The 17,306-nt window shown below is 71.3% G+C and carries 16 protein-coding genes; 9 read left to right on the plus strand and 7 right to left on the minus strand.

Going from position 1 to position 17,306, the window contains the following annotated elements; translation table 11 throughout:
* Positions 1-158: 158 nt before the first annotated feature.
* Positions 159-1,709: a Rieske 2Fe-2S domain-containing protein gene (locus tag NRB56_RS12495; protein ID WP_319942901.1), complete on the plus strand. Its 1,551-nt coding sequence runs from the start codon at positions 159-161 to the stop codon at positions 1,707-1,709.
* A gap of 93 nt (positions 1,710-1,802) precedes the next feature.
* Here NRB56_RS12495 and NRB56_RS12500 read toward each other — a convergent pair whose 3' ends face one another.
* Both NRB56_RS12500 and serS read right to left on the minus strand, forming a co-directional pair.
* Positions 1,803-3,584, minus strand: a complete 1,782-nt coding sequence (locus NRB56_RS12500) for a putative bifunctional diguanylate cyclase/phosphodiesterase (RefSeq protein WP_227837606.1) — start codon at positions 3,582-3,584, stop codon at positions 1,803-1,805.
* A 512-nt stretch (positions 3,585-4,096) separates the two neighbouring features.
* The gene (gene serS, locus NRB56_RS12505; RefSeq protein ID WP_153341613.1) at positions 4,097-5,362 is read right to left on the minus strand and encodes a serine--tRNA ligase; all 1,266 of its coding nucleotides are present in this window, start codon (positions 5,360-5,362) and stop codon (positions 4,097-4,099) included.
* Between the two features lie 102 nt (positions 5,363-5,464).
* Between serS and NRB56_RS12510 the strand changes: the two genes are divergently transcribed.
* Both NRB56_RS12510 and NRB56_RS12515 read left to right on the plus strand, forming a co-directional pair.
* The gene (locus NRB56_RS12510) at positions 5,465-6,589 is read left to right on the plus strand and encodes a septum formation family protein (RefSeq protein WP_153341615.1); all 1,125 of its coding nucleotides are present in this window, start codon (positions 5,465-5,467) and stop codon (positions 6,587-6,589) included.
* A gap of 10 nt (positions 6,590-6,599) precedes the next feature.
* Positions 6,600-6,950, plus strand: a complete 351-nt coding sequence (locus tag NRB56_RS12515) for a metallopeptidase family protein (protein ID WP_153341617.1) — start codon at positions 6,600-6,602, stop codon at positions 6,948-6,950.
* A 6-nt stretch (positions 6,951-6,956) separates the two neighbouring features.
* On the opposite strand, the gene NRB56_RS12520 is transcribed toward NRB56_RS12515, so the two are convergent.
* Positions 6,957-7,793, minus strand: coding sequence for a glycoside hydrolase family 16 protein (locus tag NRB56_RS12520; protein ID WP_227837608.1), 837 nt, complete (start codon positions 7,791-7,793; stop codon positions 6,957-6,959).
* Between the two features lie 248 nt (positions 7,794-8,041).
* Between NRB56_RS12520 and NRB56_RS12525 the strand changes: the two genes are divergently transcribed.
* The 3 genes from NRB56_RS12525 to NRB56_RS12535 all read left to right on the plus strand — a co-directional run bounded on the left by NRB56_RS12525 (position 8,042) and on the right by NRB56_RS12535 (position 10,479).
* Positions 8,042-8,353, plus strand: a complete 312-nt coding sequence (locus NRB56_RS12525) for a PE family protein (protein WP_153341621.1) — start codon at positions 8,042-8,044, stop codon at positions 8,351-8,353.
* A gap of 65 nt (positions 8,354-8,418) precedes the next feature.
* The gene (locus NRB56_RS12530) at positions 8,419-9,600 is read left to right on the plus strand and encodes a PPE domain-containing protein (protein WP_153341623.1); all 1,182 of its coding nucleotides are present in this window, start codon (positions 8,419-8,421) and stop codon (positions 9,598-9,600) included.
* Positions 9,601-10,479: an ESX secretion-associated protein EspG gene (locus NRB56_RS12535; RefSeq protein WP_319942902.1), complete on the plus strand. Its 879-nt coding sequence runs from the start codon at positions 9,601-9,603 to the stop codon at positions 10,477-10,479.
* On the opposite strand, the gene NRB56_RS12540 is transcribed toward NRB56_RS12535, so the two are convergent.
* The 3 genes from NRB56_RS12540 to NRB56_RS12550 form a co-directional block, all read right to left on the minus strand.
* Entirely contained in the window at positions 10,422-11,126 is a 705-nt protein-coding gene (locus NRB56_RS12540) for a histidine phosphatase family protein (protein ID WP_319942903.1), read from the minus strand. The genes NRB56_RS12535 and NRB56_RS12540 overlap by 58 nt on opposite strands.
* Positions 11,123-12,043, minus strand: a complete 921-nt coding sequence (gene pheA / locus NRB56_RS12545; protein WP_319942904.1) for a prephenate dehydratase — start codon at positions 12,041-12,043, stop codon at positions 11,123-11,125. The genes NRB56_RS12540 and pheA overlap by 4 nt, the downstream gene beginning before the upstream one ends.
* A gap of 247 nt (positions 12,044-12,290) precedes the next feature.
* A complete protein-coding gene (locus NRB56_RS12550; RefSeq protein WP_227837610.1) occupies positions 12,291-13,016 on the minus strand; it encodes a hypothetical protein in 726 nt (241 codons plus the stop codon).
* A 94-nt stretch (positions 13,017-13,110) separates the two neighbouring features.
* On the opposite strand from NRB56_RS12550, the gene NRB56_RS12555 reads away from it, so the two are divergent.
* From NRB56_RS12555 to NRB56_RS12565, 3 genes are all read left to right on the plus strand, one after another.
* Positions 13,111-13,863: a DUF2470 domain-containing protein gene (locus NRB56_RS12555; RefSeq protein ID WP_153341626.1), complete on the plus strand. Its 753-nt coding sequence runs from the start codon at positions 13,111-13,113 to the stop codon at positions 13,861-13,863.
* Positions 13,864-13,888: 25 nt separating this feature from the next.
* Positions 13,889-14,677, plus strand: coding sequence for a CPBP family intramembrane glutamic endopeptidase (locus NRB56_RS12560; protein ID WP_153341628.1), 789 nt, complete (start codon positions 13,889-13,891; stop codon positions 14,675-14,677).
* Positions 14,678-14,767: 90 nt separating this feature from the next.
* Positions 14,768-16,210 (plus strand): LCP family protein, encoded by a 1,443-nt coding sequence (locus NRB56_RS12565; protein WP_153341630.1) that lies wholly within the window; start codon positions 14,768-14,770, stop codon positions 16,208-16,210.
* 171 nt (positions 16,211-16,381) lie between these two features.
* On the opposite strand, the gene NRB56_RS12570 is transcribed toward NRB56_RS12565, so the two are convergent.
* Positions 16,382-17,305, minus strand: coding sequence for a DUF5926 family protein (locus NRB56_RS12570; RefSeq protein ID WP_319942905.1), 924 nt, complete (start codon positions 17,303-17,305; stop codon positions 16,382-16,384).
* Position 17,306 lies beyond the last annotated feature (1 nt).

Consider the following 17,306-nt stretch of genomic DNA (forward strand, 5'->3'; position numbering starts at 1 on the left):
CCTAGTCGGTCGGCGCGCCGCTGACCCGGGACACCGGCACATCGCACCATTTCGGACATCCAACGCGAACGCGGCGGCGCGGCGGCGCCGGATCGGCGATGTCACGGTTCAGCCGCTACCCTGGGTCACCGGCACTCGGTTCAGGAGGGACTAGGTTCGTGCAGATCACCAGCGTCGGCCACGCCGGCTTCCATATCCGCACCGCGGCCGGGTCGATCCTGTGTGATCCGTGGGTCAACCCGGCGTACTTCGCGTCGTGGTTCCCGTTCCCGGACAATTCCGGGCTGGACTGGGCGGAACTGGGCGACGTCGATTTCCTGTACGTCTCGCACCTGCACCGGGACCACTTCGACGCCGCGCTGCTCGCCGAGCACGTCAACAAGGACGCCACGGTCCTGCTGCCGGACTATCCGGTGCCGGATCTGCAGCGTGAGCTGGAGAAGCTCGGCTTCCAGAAGTTCTTCGAGACCAGCGACTCGGTCCGGCACACGGTCAGCGGCCCGGGCGGCGACCTGGATGTGATGATCATCGCCCTGCGTGCCCCCGCGGACGGCCCGATCGGCGATTCCGGGCTGGTCGTCTCCGACGGCGAGACGGTCTGCTTCAACATGAACGACGCGCGGCCGGTCGACATGGATGTGCTGCACGACCAGTTCGGCCACGTCGACGTGCACCTGCTGCAGTACTCCGGGGCCATCTGGTACCCGATGGTGTACGACATCCCGGCCCGTACCAAGGCCAACTTCGGCAAGCAGAAGCGGCAGCGCGGCATGGACCGCGCCCGCAGCTATGTCGAGCAGGTCGGCGCGACCTGGGTGGTGCCGTCGGCCGGCCCGCCGGTGTTCCTGGATCCGGAGCTGCGCTACCTCAACGACGACGGCCCGGACCGGTCCTCGACCGAGAACGGCAACATCTTCCCCGATCAGGTCACCTTCCTGGAGCAGCTGCGGCTGCACGGCAACGACCACGGCGTGCTGATGATCCCCGGCTCGGTGGCCGAGGTGCGCGGCGCCGAACTGTCGGTGGCGCATCCGGTCGATCCCGAGCAGATCTACGGCGACAAGGCCGGTTACATCGAGCGGCTGGCGCAGGAGAAGGCGCCGATCCTGGCCGCCGAGAAGGCCAACTGGGCCATCGGCGACGAACCGCTGCTGCCGCAGTTGAAGGCGCTGTTCGAGCCGATCATGGCGGCGAGCCCGCAGATCTCCGACGGCATCGGCTATCCGGTGGGCCTGGTGCTCGGGCACGAGACCGTCGTGCTGGATTTCCCGGAGCGGATCGTGCGCGCCCCGATCGAGGGCGAGGGCAAGTACCGCTACGGCTTCCGCATCGACCCGCAACTGGTCCGCACGGTGCTCCGCGACGACGAGCCGGACTGGGTCAACACCATCTTCCTGTCCACCCGCTTCCAGGCGTGGCGGATCGGCGGGTACAACGAGTACCTCTACACGTTCTTCAAATGCCTCAGCGACGAGCGCATCGCCTACGCCGACGGCTGGTTCGCCGAATCGCACGACGATTCGGCCTCCTGCGAGCTGGCCGGCTGGGAGGTGCAGCGGCGCTGCCCGCACCTGAAGGCCGACCTGTCGAAGTTCGGTGTGGTCGAGGGCACCACCCTGACCTGCAATCTGCACGGCTGGCAGTGGGATCTGGAATCGGGCCGCTGCAAGACCTCGAAGGGTCACGAACTGCGCAGCCGCAAGCTCTGAGTCACCGGGCCGACTCCGGCAGGTGGGTGCGGCCACGTGGCCCGGGATGCCGACGCGGACCGGACCGCGGTGTCCGGTCGTATCCGGGCGGGATCAGTTCGGCCCGTAACCGTTCTCGACCGGGATCCAGCCGTTGCCGGTGGCGGTGTGGTCACCCTCCGGGATGCCCGCGCCGACCAGGCCCCGGCGGTCGTTGAGGTCGCTGATCAGTTCGGCGACCGGATGCGAATCGCTGTAGTGGTAGCCCTGGGCGAGCGCGAAACCGAGTTCGGTGAGCACCGCGGCCTGATATTCGGTCTCGACACCCTCCGCGATCACCTGCAGGTCGAGCGATTTGCTCAGCGCCGCGATCACGCCCAGCAGCGGCGGGGCCGGGGAGTCGGAGCGGATGGCCGCGACGAACGACTGGTCCACCTTCAGGATGTCGCTCGGGATGGTCGCCAGGCGGCTCAGCGAGGAGTACCCGGTACCGAAATCGTCGATGGCGATCCGGACCCCGCGGTCCCGCAACTTGTGCAGATTCCCCAGGGCCGTCTGGGATTCCGCGGCCAATTCGCTCTCGGTGACCTCGAGCACCAGTTGCTCGGCGGGCCAGCCGGTGTCGGCGAGGATGCCGGAAACCCGGTCCGCGTAATCGGATTCGGCCAGTTCCAGGCCGCTGACGTTGACGTTCAGGGTCAGGTCGAGTTGCGCGAAGCTGTCCTGCAACCGGGCCGCGTCGGCGCAGGCCCGGCGCAACACCAGCTCGTCCAGATCGGAGATGAGGTCGTATTCCTCGGCCACCCGGATCAGGCCCTCGGTGGTGACGTCCGGCTGCGCGCTCGACGACCAGCGCAGCAGCGCCTCCACGCCGACCGCCTGCCCGCCGTCCTCACTGAGGCTGACGATCGGCTGATAGTGCACGTCCAGCGCGCCGGTATCGATGGCCTCGCGCAACTCCACGGCCAGCGGCAGCTGCCGTGAGGATTCCAGCACGGTCCGGTTGCGGCCGGCCTGCTTCGCCCGGTAGAGGCCGACGTCCGCACGGCTGACCAGCAGCGAACCGGATTCGCCGGGCTGCCAGGAGGTGACACCGGCGGAACAGCCGGTGGTGACTGCGGCCCGCAGCTGTTCGGTGAGCAGGATCGCCGCCTGCTCGGTGGTGTTGGGCAGCAACAGCGCGAACGCGTCGCCGCCGTAGCGGGCCAGCCGCTGGTCGGGGGCGAGCAGCTTCGACCAGGTGTCGCCGACCCGTTGCAGGACGGCGTCGCCGGCGCGATGCCCGAGATGGTCGTTGATCTTCTGGAACCGGTCCAGGTCGACCAGGACCAGCGCCAGGCCCTGGCCGGTGCGAGTGGCGTGCCCGATGGCGCCGGACAGTGCGCGGTCGAAGCCGCGCCGATTCAGCAGGCCGGTGAGCGTGTCGATGTCGGCGTCGGCGGCCAGCCGGGTGAGCACCCCGACCACCATGCCGGCGCCGACGGTGACCCCGGCCGGGATCATGCCCGACCACCAGGGCAGGCCGCGCGAGGGCACCACCCACAGGCACAGCAACACCGCCAGCAGCACGTGCGCGGCGACCCACTGCCAGGCGAAGAAGATCGCGGCGTCGCAGGCGACGAAGACGTAGAACGAGGCGAGGCTGATGCCGCCGACCATGTTCGGGAACCAGTGCACCGCCACCGACACCAGGACCGTCGCGACCGCGACGTAGCCGTGGTGGATCCAGTGCGGCAAATGCGGGCCCCAGATCAGCAAACTGATGCCCAGCAACAGCGCGATCGCCGCGGCAACACCCACCAGCGGCCGGTTGCCCTCGGTACCCGGGGCGACGGCAGTGATCAGCAGGCCCAGGACACCACCCATGACGTAGAACGCCCCGGTAGTCCGCGCCATGAGCATTGCCGTAGCCAGCGCCGATGCCGCCCGCACCCGCGTGCGGGTATCGCCGCGAGAGCCGATTCCTCGCACGCCACACAGCCTAAACACTCGAGTCGGGAGCAGTGCCCACAATGAGGTATCTGCTGTATCTTTGGCCTCCGCTTCGCTCCGGCGGGTTCGCGGCCCCCAAGTCTCGATCCTTCCCTCCTCCGGTCAGTCGCTGCGCTCCCTCCCTCCGTCAGTCCAGGATCGAGCCGGGCCGCGAACTACCGGGCTACCGCACCGACAACTCTCGGCTACCGCGTCGAGAACCTTCAGCTATCGCGTCGGGACCCTCAGCTATCGCGTCGGGGACTTCGGGGCTACCGCTTCGAGGACTCAGGTTACCGGGCCCCGGCTTCGGCCACCGGGCCGACGCTCCCGGCCACCCGGCCGAGGCTTCCTGCCACCGGCCGACTCTCCCGGTTACCGGGCCGAGGCATCCAGCCACCGGGCCGGGGGCTCCGGCTATCGAGCGGGGGCTCCGGCTATCGAGCGGGGGGCTTCAGCAACTCCGTGCCGACGAAGGGGACCAGCTCTGCCGGTACCCGGACCGAACCGTCGGCCTGCTGGTGGTTCTCCAGCAGAGCCACGATCCAGCGGGTGGTGGCGAGGGTGCCGTTGAGGGTCGCGGCGATCTGCGGCTTGTTGTTCTCGTCGCGGTAGCGGACCGACAGGCGGCGGGCTTGGAAGGTGGTGCAGTTCGAGGTGGAGGTGAGCTCGCGGTAGGCGGCCTGGCTGGGAACCCAGGCCTCGCAGTCGAATTTGCGCGCGGCCGAGCTGCCCAGATCGCCCGCGGCCACGTCGATCACTCGATACGGCACCTCGATGGCGGCGAGCATCTCCCGCTCCCAGGCCAGCAGGCGGCGATGTTCCTCGTCCGCCTCCTCCGGGCGGCAGTAGACGAACATCTCGATCTTGTCGAACTGGTGCACCCGGATGATGCCGCGGGTGTCCTTGCCGTAGCTGCCCGCCTCGCGACGGAAGCACGAGGACCAGCCCGCGTAGCGCTTCGGACCGCCGGCCAGGTCGATGATCTCGCCCGAGTGGTAGCCCGCCAGTGGCACCTCGGAGGTGCCGACCAGGTACAGGTCGTCCTCCTCGAGGTGGTAGACCTCGGCCGAGTGCTGCCCCAGGAATCCGGTGCCCGCCATGATCTCCGGGCGCACCAGCACCGGCGGGATCATCATGGTGAAGCCGTTGGCGACGGCCTTGCGGGCGGCCAGCTGCAGCAGGCCCAGCTGTAGGAGCGCGCCGTATCCGGTGAGGAAGTAGAACCGGGCGCCGGACACCTTGGCGCCGCGCTCCATATCGATCAGCCCGAGGGCCTCGCCGAGTTCCAGATGGTCCTTCGGCTCGAAGTCGAATTCGCGGGTGGCGCCGACGGTTTCGAGCACGACGTAGTCGTCCTCGCCGCCGGCCGGGGCGCCCTCCTGGACGACGTTGGAGATGGCCCGGGCCGCGGCCTCGAGTTCGGCGTCGGTGGTCTGCTCGACCGATTCGGCCTCCTTGACCCGCCGGGAGAGTTCCGCGCCCCGCTCGAGCAGGTGGGTGCGCTCCTCCGGGCTCGCCTTGCCGACCTGCTTGCCGAGCGCCTTGTGCTCGGCGCGCAGCGTGTCCGCGGCGGCGACCGCGGACCGGCGCGCGGAATCGGCCTGGAGCAGCGCGTCCACCAGGGCCGGGTCCTCACCGCGGGCCAGCTGGGAAGCGCGGACGACATCGGGATTGTCGCGCAGGAATCGCAGGTCGATCATGGGGCATCAGCCTAGTCGGTGGCACTGACGCGGCACCGCTCGCCCGTTCCCGGTGAACCTGCTCGTGGCGGCCACGCGACCGCGCTGCCATCATGGAGCGCGATGCCACCCGATCTGCCGCGTACCGCTCCGCCCGACTCGCCGGACACCGGCGCGTCCACCTCCGTCTTCGCGCACGAGGCCGATTCCGCCGCCCCGCCGGCCGGACGGCGACCGCCGCGACCGCTGCTGCCGGCGCAACGGATCCGCTGGGGCCTGCTCGCCATCGCGGTCGGCGCGGTGGTCGCGGCGCTGGTCACCATGCTCATCAGTGGCTTCCGCAGTTCGCACGGACTCGAGGCGCACGATCCGGGCTCGACGGAACCGACCGGCCGCGCGCACTCCGCCTTCGGCTCGGCCCGGCCGGGCGACTGTCTGACCTGGTCCTCGCCCAAGGCGCTGGACCTCACCAAGGTCAACTGCGCGGACAAGCACCTGTTCGAGGTGACCGCCGAGATAGATCTGAGCAAGTACCCGGGCAAGGAGTTCGGGCCGGGCAGCCGTTTCCCGGACATGCTGCGCTTCTCCGAACTGCGCGACGAGCACTGCGCGCCCGCGGCGGCCGCCTATCTGGGCGGCAAACTGGACCCGCGCGGCCGCTTCGTCGTCGGCATCATCAATCCGGGCGAGCCCGGCTGGGCGCACGGCGACCGCACGATCCGCTGCGGGCTCCAAGTGGTCAGCGCCACCGGCAGCGCCTCCCAGCAGGCCGTGGGCCGGGTCCGCGACAGCGACCAGTCCCGCACCTTCGAGGTCGGCCAGTGCGTCGGCATCGCGCAGAGCCTGCCCACCAACGAACCGGTCGACTGCGCGAAACCGCATGCCTACGAGGTGATGTCGGTCGAGGATCTGGGCTCGCACTTCACCGGTGGTCCGCCGGCCAAGGACGAGCAGGACAAGTTCATGCAGGACGCGTGTGGCAAGGTGATCAACGACTATCTCGGCGGCCAGGACGCGCTGCTCGCCAAGACGCTCACCGCGTTCTGGGACAGTATCGACGCCCGCAGCTGGCTGGTCGGCAGCCGGAGGCTGAACTGCTTCGTGGGCAAGGGTTCCCAGGACGGCTTCTCGACGATCACCGGTCCGGCCAAGGCGGACATCCTCATCGACGGTCAGGCGCCCGTGCCGCCGCCGACCTCCGGTCGTTCGACTCCCGCCCCGCTGCCGGGCGCGGCGCCGCCGCGCTGACGGGCCGCACATGACCGTCGTCATGTCCGAACAGCGCTTCGAGGAACTGGTCTCGGACGCGCTCGACCTCATCCCGCCCGAGCTGGCCCGCGCGATCGACAACGTGGTGGTGCTGATCGAGCCGCGCGATCCGGAGGACCCGCACCTGCTGGGGCTCTACCACGGCATCGCCCTCACCGAACGCGACATCGACTACGGCGGTTCGCTGCCGGACACCGTCACGATCTATCGCGAGGCCATCCTCGACATCTGCGCCGGTGAGGACGAGGTGGTCGAGGAGGTCGCGATCACCGTGATCCACGAGATCGCCCACTATTTCGGGATAGACGAGGACCGCCTGCACGAATTGGGCTGGGGCTGACGGGGTTCAGCGGTAGACCCGGACGTGATCGACCATCAGCTCGGCAGGAAAGACCGTGGCGCTGTCGGGTGGTCCGGGCCATTCGCCCCCGACCGCGAGGTTGAGCAGAATATAGAACGGATGATCGAAAACCCAGGTGTGCCCGGGCTTCAGGTCCGAGCGGGACAGCGTGTAGTAGCGGGTGTCGTCGAGGAACCACTCGATCCGGTCGGGCTCCCACTGCACGGCATAGGTGTGGAAGTCGTCGGCGAGCCGCTGCCCCACGGCCCGAAAGCCCTGGGAATAGCCGGGATCCGCGAATCCGGGTCCGTGCGCGGAGCCGTACACGGTGCCCGGGTCGTCGGCGATGGTCTCCATCACGTCGATCTCCCCGTTGCCGGGCCAGGTTTTCCCGGCTGTGCCGATATCCGCGCCCATCAGCCAGAAGGCCGGCCACAACCCCTTGCCCCCAGGGATTCTCATCCGCGCCTCGAACCGCCCGTAGGTCTGCGCGAATCGGCCGAGCGTGGTGATCCGGCCGGAGGTGATATCGCACGGTCCGTCACTGCACGGCGCCATACCGGGCAATTGTTCCCGGCGAGCCGAGATCACCAGATGCCCGGCGCCGTCGAGCGCCACGTTGGTCGCGCGGTCGGTGTAGTACTGCCATTCGTGGTTGCCCCACTGCGGTTCGCCGCCGACGTCGTAGCCCCAGTTCGCCGGGTCGGGGCCGACGCCGGCGGCTCCGGTGAACTCGTCCCGCCAGACGAGTTGCCGGACCGCCGGATCCGAGGCCGGCGCACTCGCCGCGGGACCCGTGGTCCCCGCGACCGTGAGCACCACGGCCGTCGCGAGCACTACCATCGCACCCCGGCGGCCGCTGCGCCGACGGCGCGATGAGGAGGGGACCGTCATCTCGCAAACCTTTCCGCAGAACCGGCTTCCGCGATCCGGCGGGACCGCACCGCCGATACTGCGCACTGCCACATGAGAATTCGATGAGGTCCCGGTCGGCGCGGGAACGTCCGGGCCGTCGCACGTTCGGGGAAGACCGGCCGCGGGGGTGCCGATGGGCTACCCTGATATCGCCGTCTCGAGAAGGAGTTCGGGAAATGGTTGGCAATGTGCTCGTTCAACCCGAAGTGATTCTGGCCGCCGCCGCGGAACTGGACCTACTGGCCGAGCGCCTGGCCGCCGCCGCGACCCTCAGCGGTCCGGTGACCCATGTGCTCCCCTCGGGCGCCGAGGAGGTGTCGCTGATGGCGGCCGGCCATTTCAACCAGGCCGCGGTCACACACGACAACTCGGTCGCGCAGGGGATCCTCGAATTGCACCATGCCGCTGCGATGTTGCGGCAGCAGGTCGTCCAGTACGCGGCCCAGGACGCCGCGCACGCCGCAGGTATCGCCGCCATCGAGGTGTAGCCGCGGCCGATCCGGGGGAGATACCAACCGGCGGGGGCGGAAACAGCGAGTTCAGGGGAGACACGATGACCGCAGGGATCACCGGGGTGTTCTGGCTGCCCCGGCTGGCCGAGGGCAATTCGGCCGCACTCGAGAGCGGGACGCACGCCGTGCCCATCTCGGCCGCCGCCTCGGCCTGGGGCACGCTGACCAGCGCCTGGGTGGACGCCACCGCGACCGTCGCGCGCGTACTGGCCGAACTCGGGGCCGGCCTGGAGGGCGTCAACGGCGTCGCGGCGCTGAGCCGCCTCACCGGCTTCATCGGCTGGGCCGAGCAGCAGGGCGCGCTGGCCGCCGCGATGGGCGTCAAGGCCGCGTCCAATGCCACGGCCTACACGGTCGCCTCGCTGGCGATGCCCAGCCTGCCGGAGATCGCGGCCGCCGACACCGCCCGCGCGGTCGCGCACGCCTCCGGCGGCGACCTGGACGGGAGTGCCGAGCTCGCGGAGGCCGCCAAGGCCGCGATCGACCTGCGCGCCGCGATGGTGATGGAGACCTACGAGGCCGCGACCACCGCGATCGTCACCACCCCGAACCAGTTCCCGCTGCCCCCGTCGATCGCGAACGGCGCGGGTTCCGCGGTGGACGGCCAGAACGCCGACGAGGCCTTCCAGGATTCCGTCGATCCGGCGCAGGCCGCGATCGCCGGCGCGCAGGCCGTGCTGAGCGATCCGGGTGTCGCGGGCGCCCTCGACCAGGCCGCGCACGTGGCCGGCACGGTCGTGACCACCGGCGCCACCGCCGCGGGCGATGTGGCGGGCGGCGTGATCAACGCGGCCGCCGGCGGCATGCCGTCCTCGATGCTGTCCCCCGGCTCGATGCCGATGATGATGGGCGGCCTCGGCAACCCGGCCGGGGCGGGCCAGGCCGCGGTCACCCGCACGGTGTCCTACGGCGGCAGCTCGGTCGGCCTCGGCAACGGCGGCGGCAGTCTGCGACTGCCCGAGGGCTGGGGCGCCGGCGGCGTGCTCGGCGGCGGTCCGGCCGCCGCCACCGGCACCGATATCACCCTCGACCTGGATGATTCGCACGCGGCGGGCCGCGGGCAGGTCCTCGGCGGCAATCCGCTGCTCGGCTACCAGACGCAGGAGGACGAGGACGACTCCGAGCACCGCGGTCCGGATTACCTGCGCGGCGAGCACTTCGCCGACGGCCGCGACCTCGCCCCCGGCGTGATCGGCGCCGACCCGATGCCGAGCGGACGCTAGGTGACGGTGCTCGGCGCGGGCCGCGGCCCGGCCGCCCTCGGTGCGGTCGTGCTGTCGCCGGACGAGATGCAGTACCTGCTGGAGTCACTGCGGATCGACGAGGTGCCGGTGGTCCTCGACGCGATCGGCCGCTACGACCATGTGGCCGCGCACGACGCGGCGATGGCCGCGGCCGCCGCCACGCTCACCGAGCGTGGTCTGCTGATCGACGAGGTGGTGCACCGGGATCTGGCCGATCGGCTCCGCGCGCTGTACCTCCCGCACTGGGTACTGGCCGTCCGCTGGTACGTCGGTGACCGGGTGAACCGCTGCTGCGTGGCACACGGCGACGAGCTCGAGGTGGTGGTGCTGCGCGGCCCGGACTCGTATGTGGTCGACGAGGCGAGCCGGGATCTGCCCGGGATCGTGCTCGCCGTGCTGGGCCCGGCCGAGCCGCTGGAACTGTCCGGCATGAACGCGCTCACCGAGGACCTGAAGATCATCCTGCGCGACACCGCGGACGTCGACGCCACCACCGAGCGGCTCACCCGCGCCGGCAAACCCGATCGCGACGCCCGCGTCCTCGCGTCCGCGCTGGTCGAGATCCATTCGCACGCCTCGGTGGTGGGCGTGGTGTACGGCGACGGCACCCGCGAGATCAGCGACGGCACGGTCGCCGTCTACAACACCCGCAACGGCCGCTTCCTCGGCACCACCACCCGCGCCGACGACGGCGTGCTGTGGACCTCGCTGGCCACCGGCACCCCGGCGCGGCTGCGCACCGCGATCAAGGACCTGCTCGACCGGCTGCCGCTGCGCACCGACTTCGGCCCCCGCGCCGGTCAGCCCATCGGATCGTCAACCGCGGGCTCCACATCGCCGCCGAACGGCGGGGTGTAGCGGCCCCACCGGACACACTCCCAGCCGTCGAACCGCGGCTCCCCGTCCCGCTCGACGTACCGGGGCAGCAGTTCGACCGTCTCGGTGTTGTCCAGGTGATTGTGGGTGGTGAACGGCGGCGCCACGCCGCCGATCGCCCGGGCCACCAGCCGGATCGCGGCGCCGTGGCTCACCAGCAGGACATCGCCGGGCGCCGGTTCCGCCGCGAGCGCCGCCGGAGTCAGCAGGTCGGCCCGCAGCCGGTCCACCACCGGCAGATACCGATCGAGCACCGCCTGCCCGGACTCCCCACCGGGCACCCGGACGTCCAGATCACCGAGGTGCCAGGCGTGGTAGATCTCCTGGAAGGTGTCGTGCGCCGACTCGGAGCTCTCCCCCTCCAGCTCACCGACCTGCGCCTCGTACACCCCGTCGAGCACCTCGGCCGGCACGCCGGTGACCGCCTCGATGCAGCTCGCCGTCTGCCGGGCGCGCAGCGCTTCCGAGCAGAACAACCGCCGCGGCGGCGCCGCCAGGCTCGCCCCGAAGGATTTGGCCTGTGCCACACCACGTTCGGTGAGCGGCAGGCCCGGCAACCGGGTGTCGAGGATCTTGGCGACGTTGCCCTCGGTCTCGCCGTGCCGAACCAGGATCAGCTTTCCCGTCACAGGTCCGCCACCCCCTTCTTCAGATCCGCCAACCAGACGGCCGACGGCTCGTCCGGCGGCGGCGGAGTACCGCTGGGTGAGCCGGCCGGCCACGATCCCAGGAAGCGGATCTGGCCGGCGGTTCGGTGCAACGCCTTGAGCGCCTCGGCGACCGCGGTGTCCTCGATATGTCCCACACAGTCGAGGTGGAAACGGTAGGTACCCATGCCGGTGCGGGTCGGACGCGATTCGATGAAGGTGAGATCGACGCCGCGGGTGGCGAATTCGTCCAGCGCGCGCATCAGCGCGCCGGGCTGCTTGGGCAGGTCGAGCACCACCAGCGAGGTCCGGTCCGCGCCGGTGGGCGGCGGCGCGGGGCACGGCCGGGTGACCAGGACGAAGCGGGTCACCGCGTGGTCGTAGTCGGCGACCCCGGTGGCCAGCGTCTCGAGCCCGAGCCGCGCACCGGCCAGGGTGGTCGAGACCGCCGCGTCGGCATGGCCGCGCACGACGTCCTCGGCCGCGGCCGCGTTGGAGGCGGAGGTGTACGACTGCGCCTGCGGCATCCGATCCGCCAGCCACAGCCGGACCTGGGCCAGCGCCACCGGATAGGCCGCGATCGTCCGCACGTCGGCGATCGTCACACCCGGCCGGGCCAGGATCGTGAAGGCCACGTCCAACTCGGTCTCGGCGACGATCTGCAACCGGGTCCCGGTCGCGAGCGCGTCGAGGGTGGGGGCGATCGAACCGTCCACCGAACTCTCGACCGGCACCACCGCACCCTCGACCTCGCCCGACCGGATCAGCTCGAGCGCGGCCCCCTGACTGGGCGCGGCGATCCGTTCGACGGGGCCGTCGAAGGCTCCCGCCGCCTCCAACTCGGCGAGGGCCATCTCGGTGAAGGTTCCCGAGGGCCCGAAGTAGGCGATACGAGGCACGGATACGACATTACTGGCCGATCACCGGATCCGACCGCGGTGCCGCTTCCGCGGGTGGGACGCCCCCGACGGCACGCCGCAGGCCGCCGCCTCGGACGCGTCGGACGACCATCCCGGCCCGGGTGGCGACCCCACGGTCGCCACCCGAAGTTCGTCGGGACGGTGACCGCAGTTCGCCGTGGCTGAAACCTCCGGCATCTCCTCGCACACCGGCGACCGGTGCGCGCCGGTGTTTCTTGCCGGGACGTCAGTGCGGTGGGGTTTCCGCAGACCGGACGTCCGCCAAGGGAGCCAATCCACGGGTCACCGGGCCGGGGTCCGCGCACTCGACAGCCAGCAACACCTCGCGCACCGCTTGAACCGCCGCCGGGCGCAGGCCACGCAGGAACTCGAGATCGGGTGCGGCCAGGGCGGCCCGGATATCCATGCCGCACAACGCGGCCGCGGTACCGGCCACCACGGCCAGCGCGCGATCACCGGATTCGGTGCGGGCGACGAATCCGGTGTCGGCATGCGCGATTTCGGCCAGGAAATCGGCCACCCGCTCGTCGGGAAGAGCCAGATCCAGTACCGGAACCGCGGATGGGTCCGATTCCGTGCCGGAATCGGCCGGCGCGACCTCCGGCCCCACGGTATCCGTATCGAACTGTGCTGTGCGGTCCTCCGGAACCGTCGTCCCGGCGGGGCTCGCCGCCGATGTCGCCAGGGCGGCAGGCGCCGTCGCCGAAATTCCTCTGGGCCGGGGCGAAATGGTCTCCGGCGTTGCCGAGCTCGCCCGTGCCGTAGCGGTCGCCGTTGTGGCCGGCGGGTGCGCGGCGTCCGGATTCGCTGACCGGCCGGCCATCGCCGCGGATGCCGATGTGCCGCGTTCGCGGAGCAGTCCGTCGGTCAGGCCGCGCGGGCGGGCCGGGGCCGCGGGCATGCCGAGGGTCAGCGGAACCGGGTCCGGAGCGGGGGCGGAGTCGTGCGACACGTTTCGACCTTAATGACCGGAATGCTTGCGCGACCGGCCGGTATCACTTAGCTTAGGTTTACCTAACTACCGGTTCGGATCCCTGGAGGTTCGCATGGGCCACACGACCGCCGCCACACCCACCGCCGCCGAGCGGGTGCGCAGCGCCTGCGCGCGCGCCGGGGCGGCAACCCTGGCCCTGCCCGGAGCCGAACCCGTTCCCACCGTGCTGCACCACGTCCGGGCCTGCGGTGACGCGGTGCTCGCGGTGCCCGCCGAGTCGGGTGCGGCCGCGGCCGCCGCGGCCTGGACCCCGGCGATGCTGGAGCTCACCGACCGGGCGCCGCTGCGGCTGCGGGAGCCGGTGCGGGCGTTGATCTGGTTGCGCGGCCGGCTGCGCGCGGTACCCGACTTCGCGCAGCGCGCGCTGGCCGCCGAGGTGGCCGCCGAGTATCCGCATCCGGCGCTGCTCGACGTCGGCCACACCACCGTCCTGCTGCGGCTGGTCCTCGATTCCGCGGTGATGGCCGACGCGGCGGGCGCGGTGTCGGTGCCGCAGGCCGAATTGCGTACCGCCGCACCGGATCCGTTCTGGGAGCTGGAATCGGCCTGGTTACAGCACATCGACAGCGATCACGCCGAGATGGTCACCGCGCTGGCCCGGCATCTGCCGGTTCGCCTGCGCGGCGGCCGGATCCGGCCGCTGGCCGTCGACCGCTACGGCATTACGCTGCGCGTCGAGGGGCCCGAGTCGGATCACGACGTGCGGCTGCCGTTCGCCACTCCGGTCGAGGATGTGCAGTCGCTGTCGCGCGCCGTGCGCATCCTCGCGGGCTGCCCCTTTCTGAACCGCATGCGCCGGCCCTGATCCCGGGCCCCCTACATTGGCGGGCATGGTGTCTGATTCCGCGCCCGCGTGGCCCGCGCCGACCCCCGATCGGGAGCGGTCGGCGATCCGGCTGGAGATCGTGATCGTCCTGGTCGTCACGTTCGGCCTCAGCGGTGCGAGCGCGGCGCTGTCGCTGGTGGAGAGCGCGCTGTCCCCCGGTGGCGTCGGCGGCCGGAAGGTGGCGCTGAATCCCTCCCGCGCCGAACAATCCACCATCGACCTGCTGTTCCAGTTGCTGAGCGCGCTGCGCCTGGTCGGCTGGGCCGCCCTCGGGCTGTATCTGTTGTGGCGCAGCGGAATCGGTCCGAAGCTGATCGGGCTGGCCCGGCCGCGATGGGGCGGCGACGCGCTGCCGGGGGCCGCACTGGCCGCGCTGATCGGCCTGCCCGGGCTGGCACTGTACCTGATCGCGCACGCGCTGGGCCTCAGCGTCACCATCGTGCCGAGTTCGCTGGGCGACCACTGGTGGCGGCTGCCGGCGCTGGTGGTGTCCGCGATCGCCAACGCGGTCGCCGAGGAGGTGCTGGTGGTCGGCTATCTGATCAGCCGGCTCCGGGCACTGGACTGGTCACCGCGGCGATCACTGCTGGCCTCGGCGGTGTTGCGCGGCAGTTATCACCTCTACCAGGGGCTCGGCGGCGGGCTCGGCAATCTCGTGATGGGTGTGATCTTCGGCGGCTACTGGCAGCGGACCACGCGGTTGTGGCCGCTGGTCCTGGCCCACGCGACCATCGATACCGTCGCCTACATCGGCTACACGGTGCTGCACGGGCACGTGTCCTGGCTACCCTGAACCGGCGTTCCCGCTGGTCGCCACCGGCCCCTCGAGGCCGTCGCATCGACTTCGACCGCACCGGCGGCGGCATCAGTAGCATCGGTGAGGATGAACGGCGAAGACCCCAGGCGCAATGCACGGACACGCCGGGTGCCGCCGTCCGGCCAGCCCGGGTCGGATCGGCCTGCCCCCGATCGGTGGCCGCCCGACGAGGTGCCGGCCCGGCCCGCCCCCGAGCCGACGCAGGTCATGCGTCGCCGGCAATCGGATTCCCCGCTGGCCTATTCCGCGGTCCCGCAGCCGCCCCGATCAGATCGGCAGCCGCCGCGCACCCCGAATCGCGGTGGGCCGCCGCCGAATCGCCGGCCTGCTCCGCCGGCGGGCGGCCCGGGGCAGGATCCGCGGCACGGATCCGGGTACGCCGGGCAGGGCGAACCGCGGCGGTCGGAATACGACCGGTCGGAGCAGGCGGCATACGACCGATCGGGGCGAGCCGCGCAGCATCCGCCGGGCCGCGGCACGCCGGGTGAAGCGCGGCGCGGGTGGCGCAATCCGCCGCCGGGCTCGCCGCAGGCCGCGGTCGCGCCACGGCGGCGCCGGCGACCGCGCTGGGGCCGGCGACTGCTCATCCTGCTGCTGATCCTGATCGTGACGCCGATCGCCGCGCTGATCTATCTGGACGGCACGCTCACCCGTATCGACGCCCTGGGCGGCTACTCGAAGCGAGTCGGTGACACACCGGGCACGAACTGGCTGCTCGCCGGATCGGACAGCCGCGCCGGCCTCACCTCCGCGCAGGAGGCGCAGCTGACGACCGGCAGCGCCGCCGATGCCGGCGGCGAGCGCAGCGACACCATGATGCTGGTCCACATCCCGAAGTCGGGACAGACGACGATCGTCAGCCTGCCGCGCGATTCGTACGTGAGCATTCCGGGCCACGGCAGGGACAAACTCAACGCCGCCTTCTCCCTCGGCGGCCCGAAGTTGTTGTCGCAGACGGTCGAAATCGCCACGGGGCTGCACATCGACCATTTCGCGAAGATCGGCTTCGGCGGCTTCGCGGGGCTGGTCGACGCGGTCGGCGGTATCGACATGTGCCTGCCGCGGCCGATGAACGATCCGCTGGCCGGTATCGATCTGCCCGCGGGCTGTCAGCGCCTGGACGGGACGAAGGCACTCGGCTTCGTGCGCAGCCGCGCCACCGCCCTCGCCGACCTGGACCGGATGAACGATCAGCGGTTGTTCCTGGCCGCGCTGCTGAAGAAGTCGACCAGCGCGTCCACGCTGGCCAATCCGTTCCGGCTGTGGTCGCTGGCGCACGGAGCCGCCGGCGCGGTCCAGGTGGACCACGGCGATCATCTGTGGGACCTGGCCCGGCTCGGCTGGGCGCTGCGCGGCGGCGCGATCGCGACGACCGTGCCGATCGGCGGTTTCGAAGACGTGTCCGGCAGCGGCAACGTGCTGCTGTGGGACCACGACCGGGCCACCACGTTCTTCGGCGACCTGGCCGCCGACCGCCCGCTCCCGCCCGAGCTGATCACGGCCGGCTGACGCGGCCGCCGAGCCGTCCGACACGGGGTGACCCCGACTCGAGCCGGGTGCGGCGGCCGGCGCACCGGTTCGACAAGGGATGACCCCGACGCGAGCCGGCTGAGGTGGCAGGCGCACCGGTTCGACGCGGGGTCACCCCGTGTCGGACGGCTCGGCGGCCGGCGAACCGGCTCAGCGCAGGGTGATCTGACGCGACCGCAGGCCGTCGCGCGAACGGCGCTCGTCGGCGGTCAGCGGCGTGTCGGTGGCCAGGGCCTCGACCAGCCTGGTCCCGAATTCGGCTGCCGCCGTGACCCATTCGGTGGGGTGCCGTTCCTGGTCCAGATCGAACACCGGGACCAGCAGCCCGTGCGTGCGGAAGGAACCGGCGAACCGGGAGCCCTCACCGAGGTGCAGGCCGCCCGCGGCGTGCACCCGGGCCAGCGCCAGCATGACGTCGTCCTCGGCCTCCGGCCGGATCCAGCGCAGGTGCGCCCGCTCCCCGGCATCCACCCACCAGGCCGCGCCGACCGCGTCGGCGCCGAGTTCGAGCCGCGCCGACGGCATGATCGCGCGGTTGGCCTGCTCGATGGTGGCGGCCACCTGTGCGTCGGGCTGCACGCCGGCCGGCACCCACCAGTTGAAGTCGGGGTGCACGGTGAGGTCGAGGCTCGCGCCCGGATCGATCACCTCGGTCAGGGCCGGTGCGGTGATCTCGGCCTCGGCCACGGAGTTCAGCGAGCCGCCCGGCTCGGCGGACTGGGTCCAGAGGATGGCCGCGGCCAGATCCGCGGCCGGGTCGGCGGACTGGTGCTGGACCTGGGCGCCGACGAATCCGATCGGCTCCGCGCCGGCCCGCACCAGCGCGGCCACCGCACCGGGCAGCACGGTGGCGAGGGTGACCGGCCGATCGCCCTGGGCGCCCGGGGCCAGCTTCAGCGTTGCCGTCGCCGAGGGCACGAACTCGCGGAGCGCGACCAGATCGCACTCGGCGGCCAGCCCGGCGAACGGGCGGGTCACGGTCTGCGCCGCCTGTTCCTGCGCCGCCCGGCGCTCGGCGAGCCGCTGTGCCCGGTTGCTGTCGGGCTTGGGACTGTTGCGCTTGCTTTTACCCACG

It is taken from the genome of Nocardia aurantia (assembly GCF_009604425.1).
Taxonomy (GTDB): domain Bacteria; phylum Actinomycetota; class Actinomycetes; order Mycobacteriales; family Mycobacteriaceae; genus Nocardia; species Nocardia aurantia.

Bases quoted from the DNA above. Each gene is read 5' to 3' on its own strand.
- NRB56_RS12555 (WP_153341626.1), top strand. From the start codon at position 13,111: ATGGGCCACACGACCGCCGCCACACCCACCGCCGCCGAGCGGGTGCGC.
- NRB56_RS12560 (WP_153341628.1), top strand. From the start codon at position 13,889: ATGGTGTCTGATTCCGCGCCCGCGTGGCCCGCGCCGACCCCCGATCGG.
- NRB56_RS12500 (WP_227837606.1), bottom strand. From the start codon at position 3,584: ATGGCGCGGACTACCGGGGCGTTCTACGTCATGGGTGGTGTCCTGGGC.
- NRB56_RS12565 (WP_153341630.1), top strand. From the start codon at position 14,768: ATGAACGGCGAAGACCCCAGGCGCAATGCACGGACACGCCGGGTGCCG.
- serS (WP_153341613.1), bottom strand. From the start codon at position 5,362: ATGATCGACCTGCGATTCCTGCGCGACAATCCCGATGTCGTCCGCGCT.
- NRB56_RS12530 (WP_153341623.1), top strand. From the start codon at position 8,419: ATGACCGCAGGGATCACCGGGGTGTTCTGGCTGCCCCGGCTGGCCGAG.
- NRB56_RS12515 (WP_153341617.1), top strand. From the start codon at position 6,600: ATGACCGTCGTCATGTCCGAACAGCGCTTCGAGGAACTGGTCTCGGAC.
- NRB56_RS12520 (WP_227837608.1), bottom strand. From the start codon at position 7,793: ATGGTAGTGCTCGCGACGGCCGTGGTGCTCACGGTCGCGGGGACCACG.
- NRB56_RS12525 (WP_153341621.1), top strand. From the start codon at position 8,042: ATGGTTGGCAATGTGCTCGTTCAACCCGAAGTGATTCTGGCCGCCGCC.
- NRB56_RS12510 (WP_153341615.1), top strand. From the start codon at position 5,465: ATGCCACCCGATCTGCCGCGTACCGCTCCGCCCGACTCGCCGGACACC.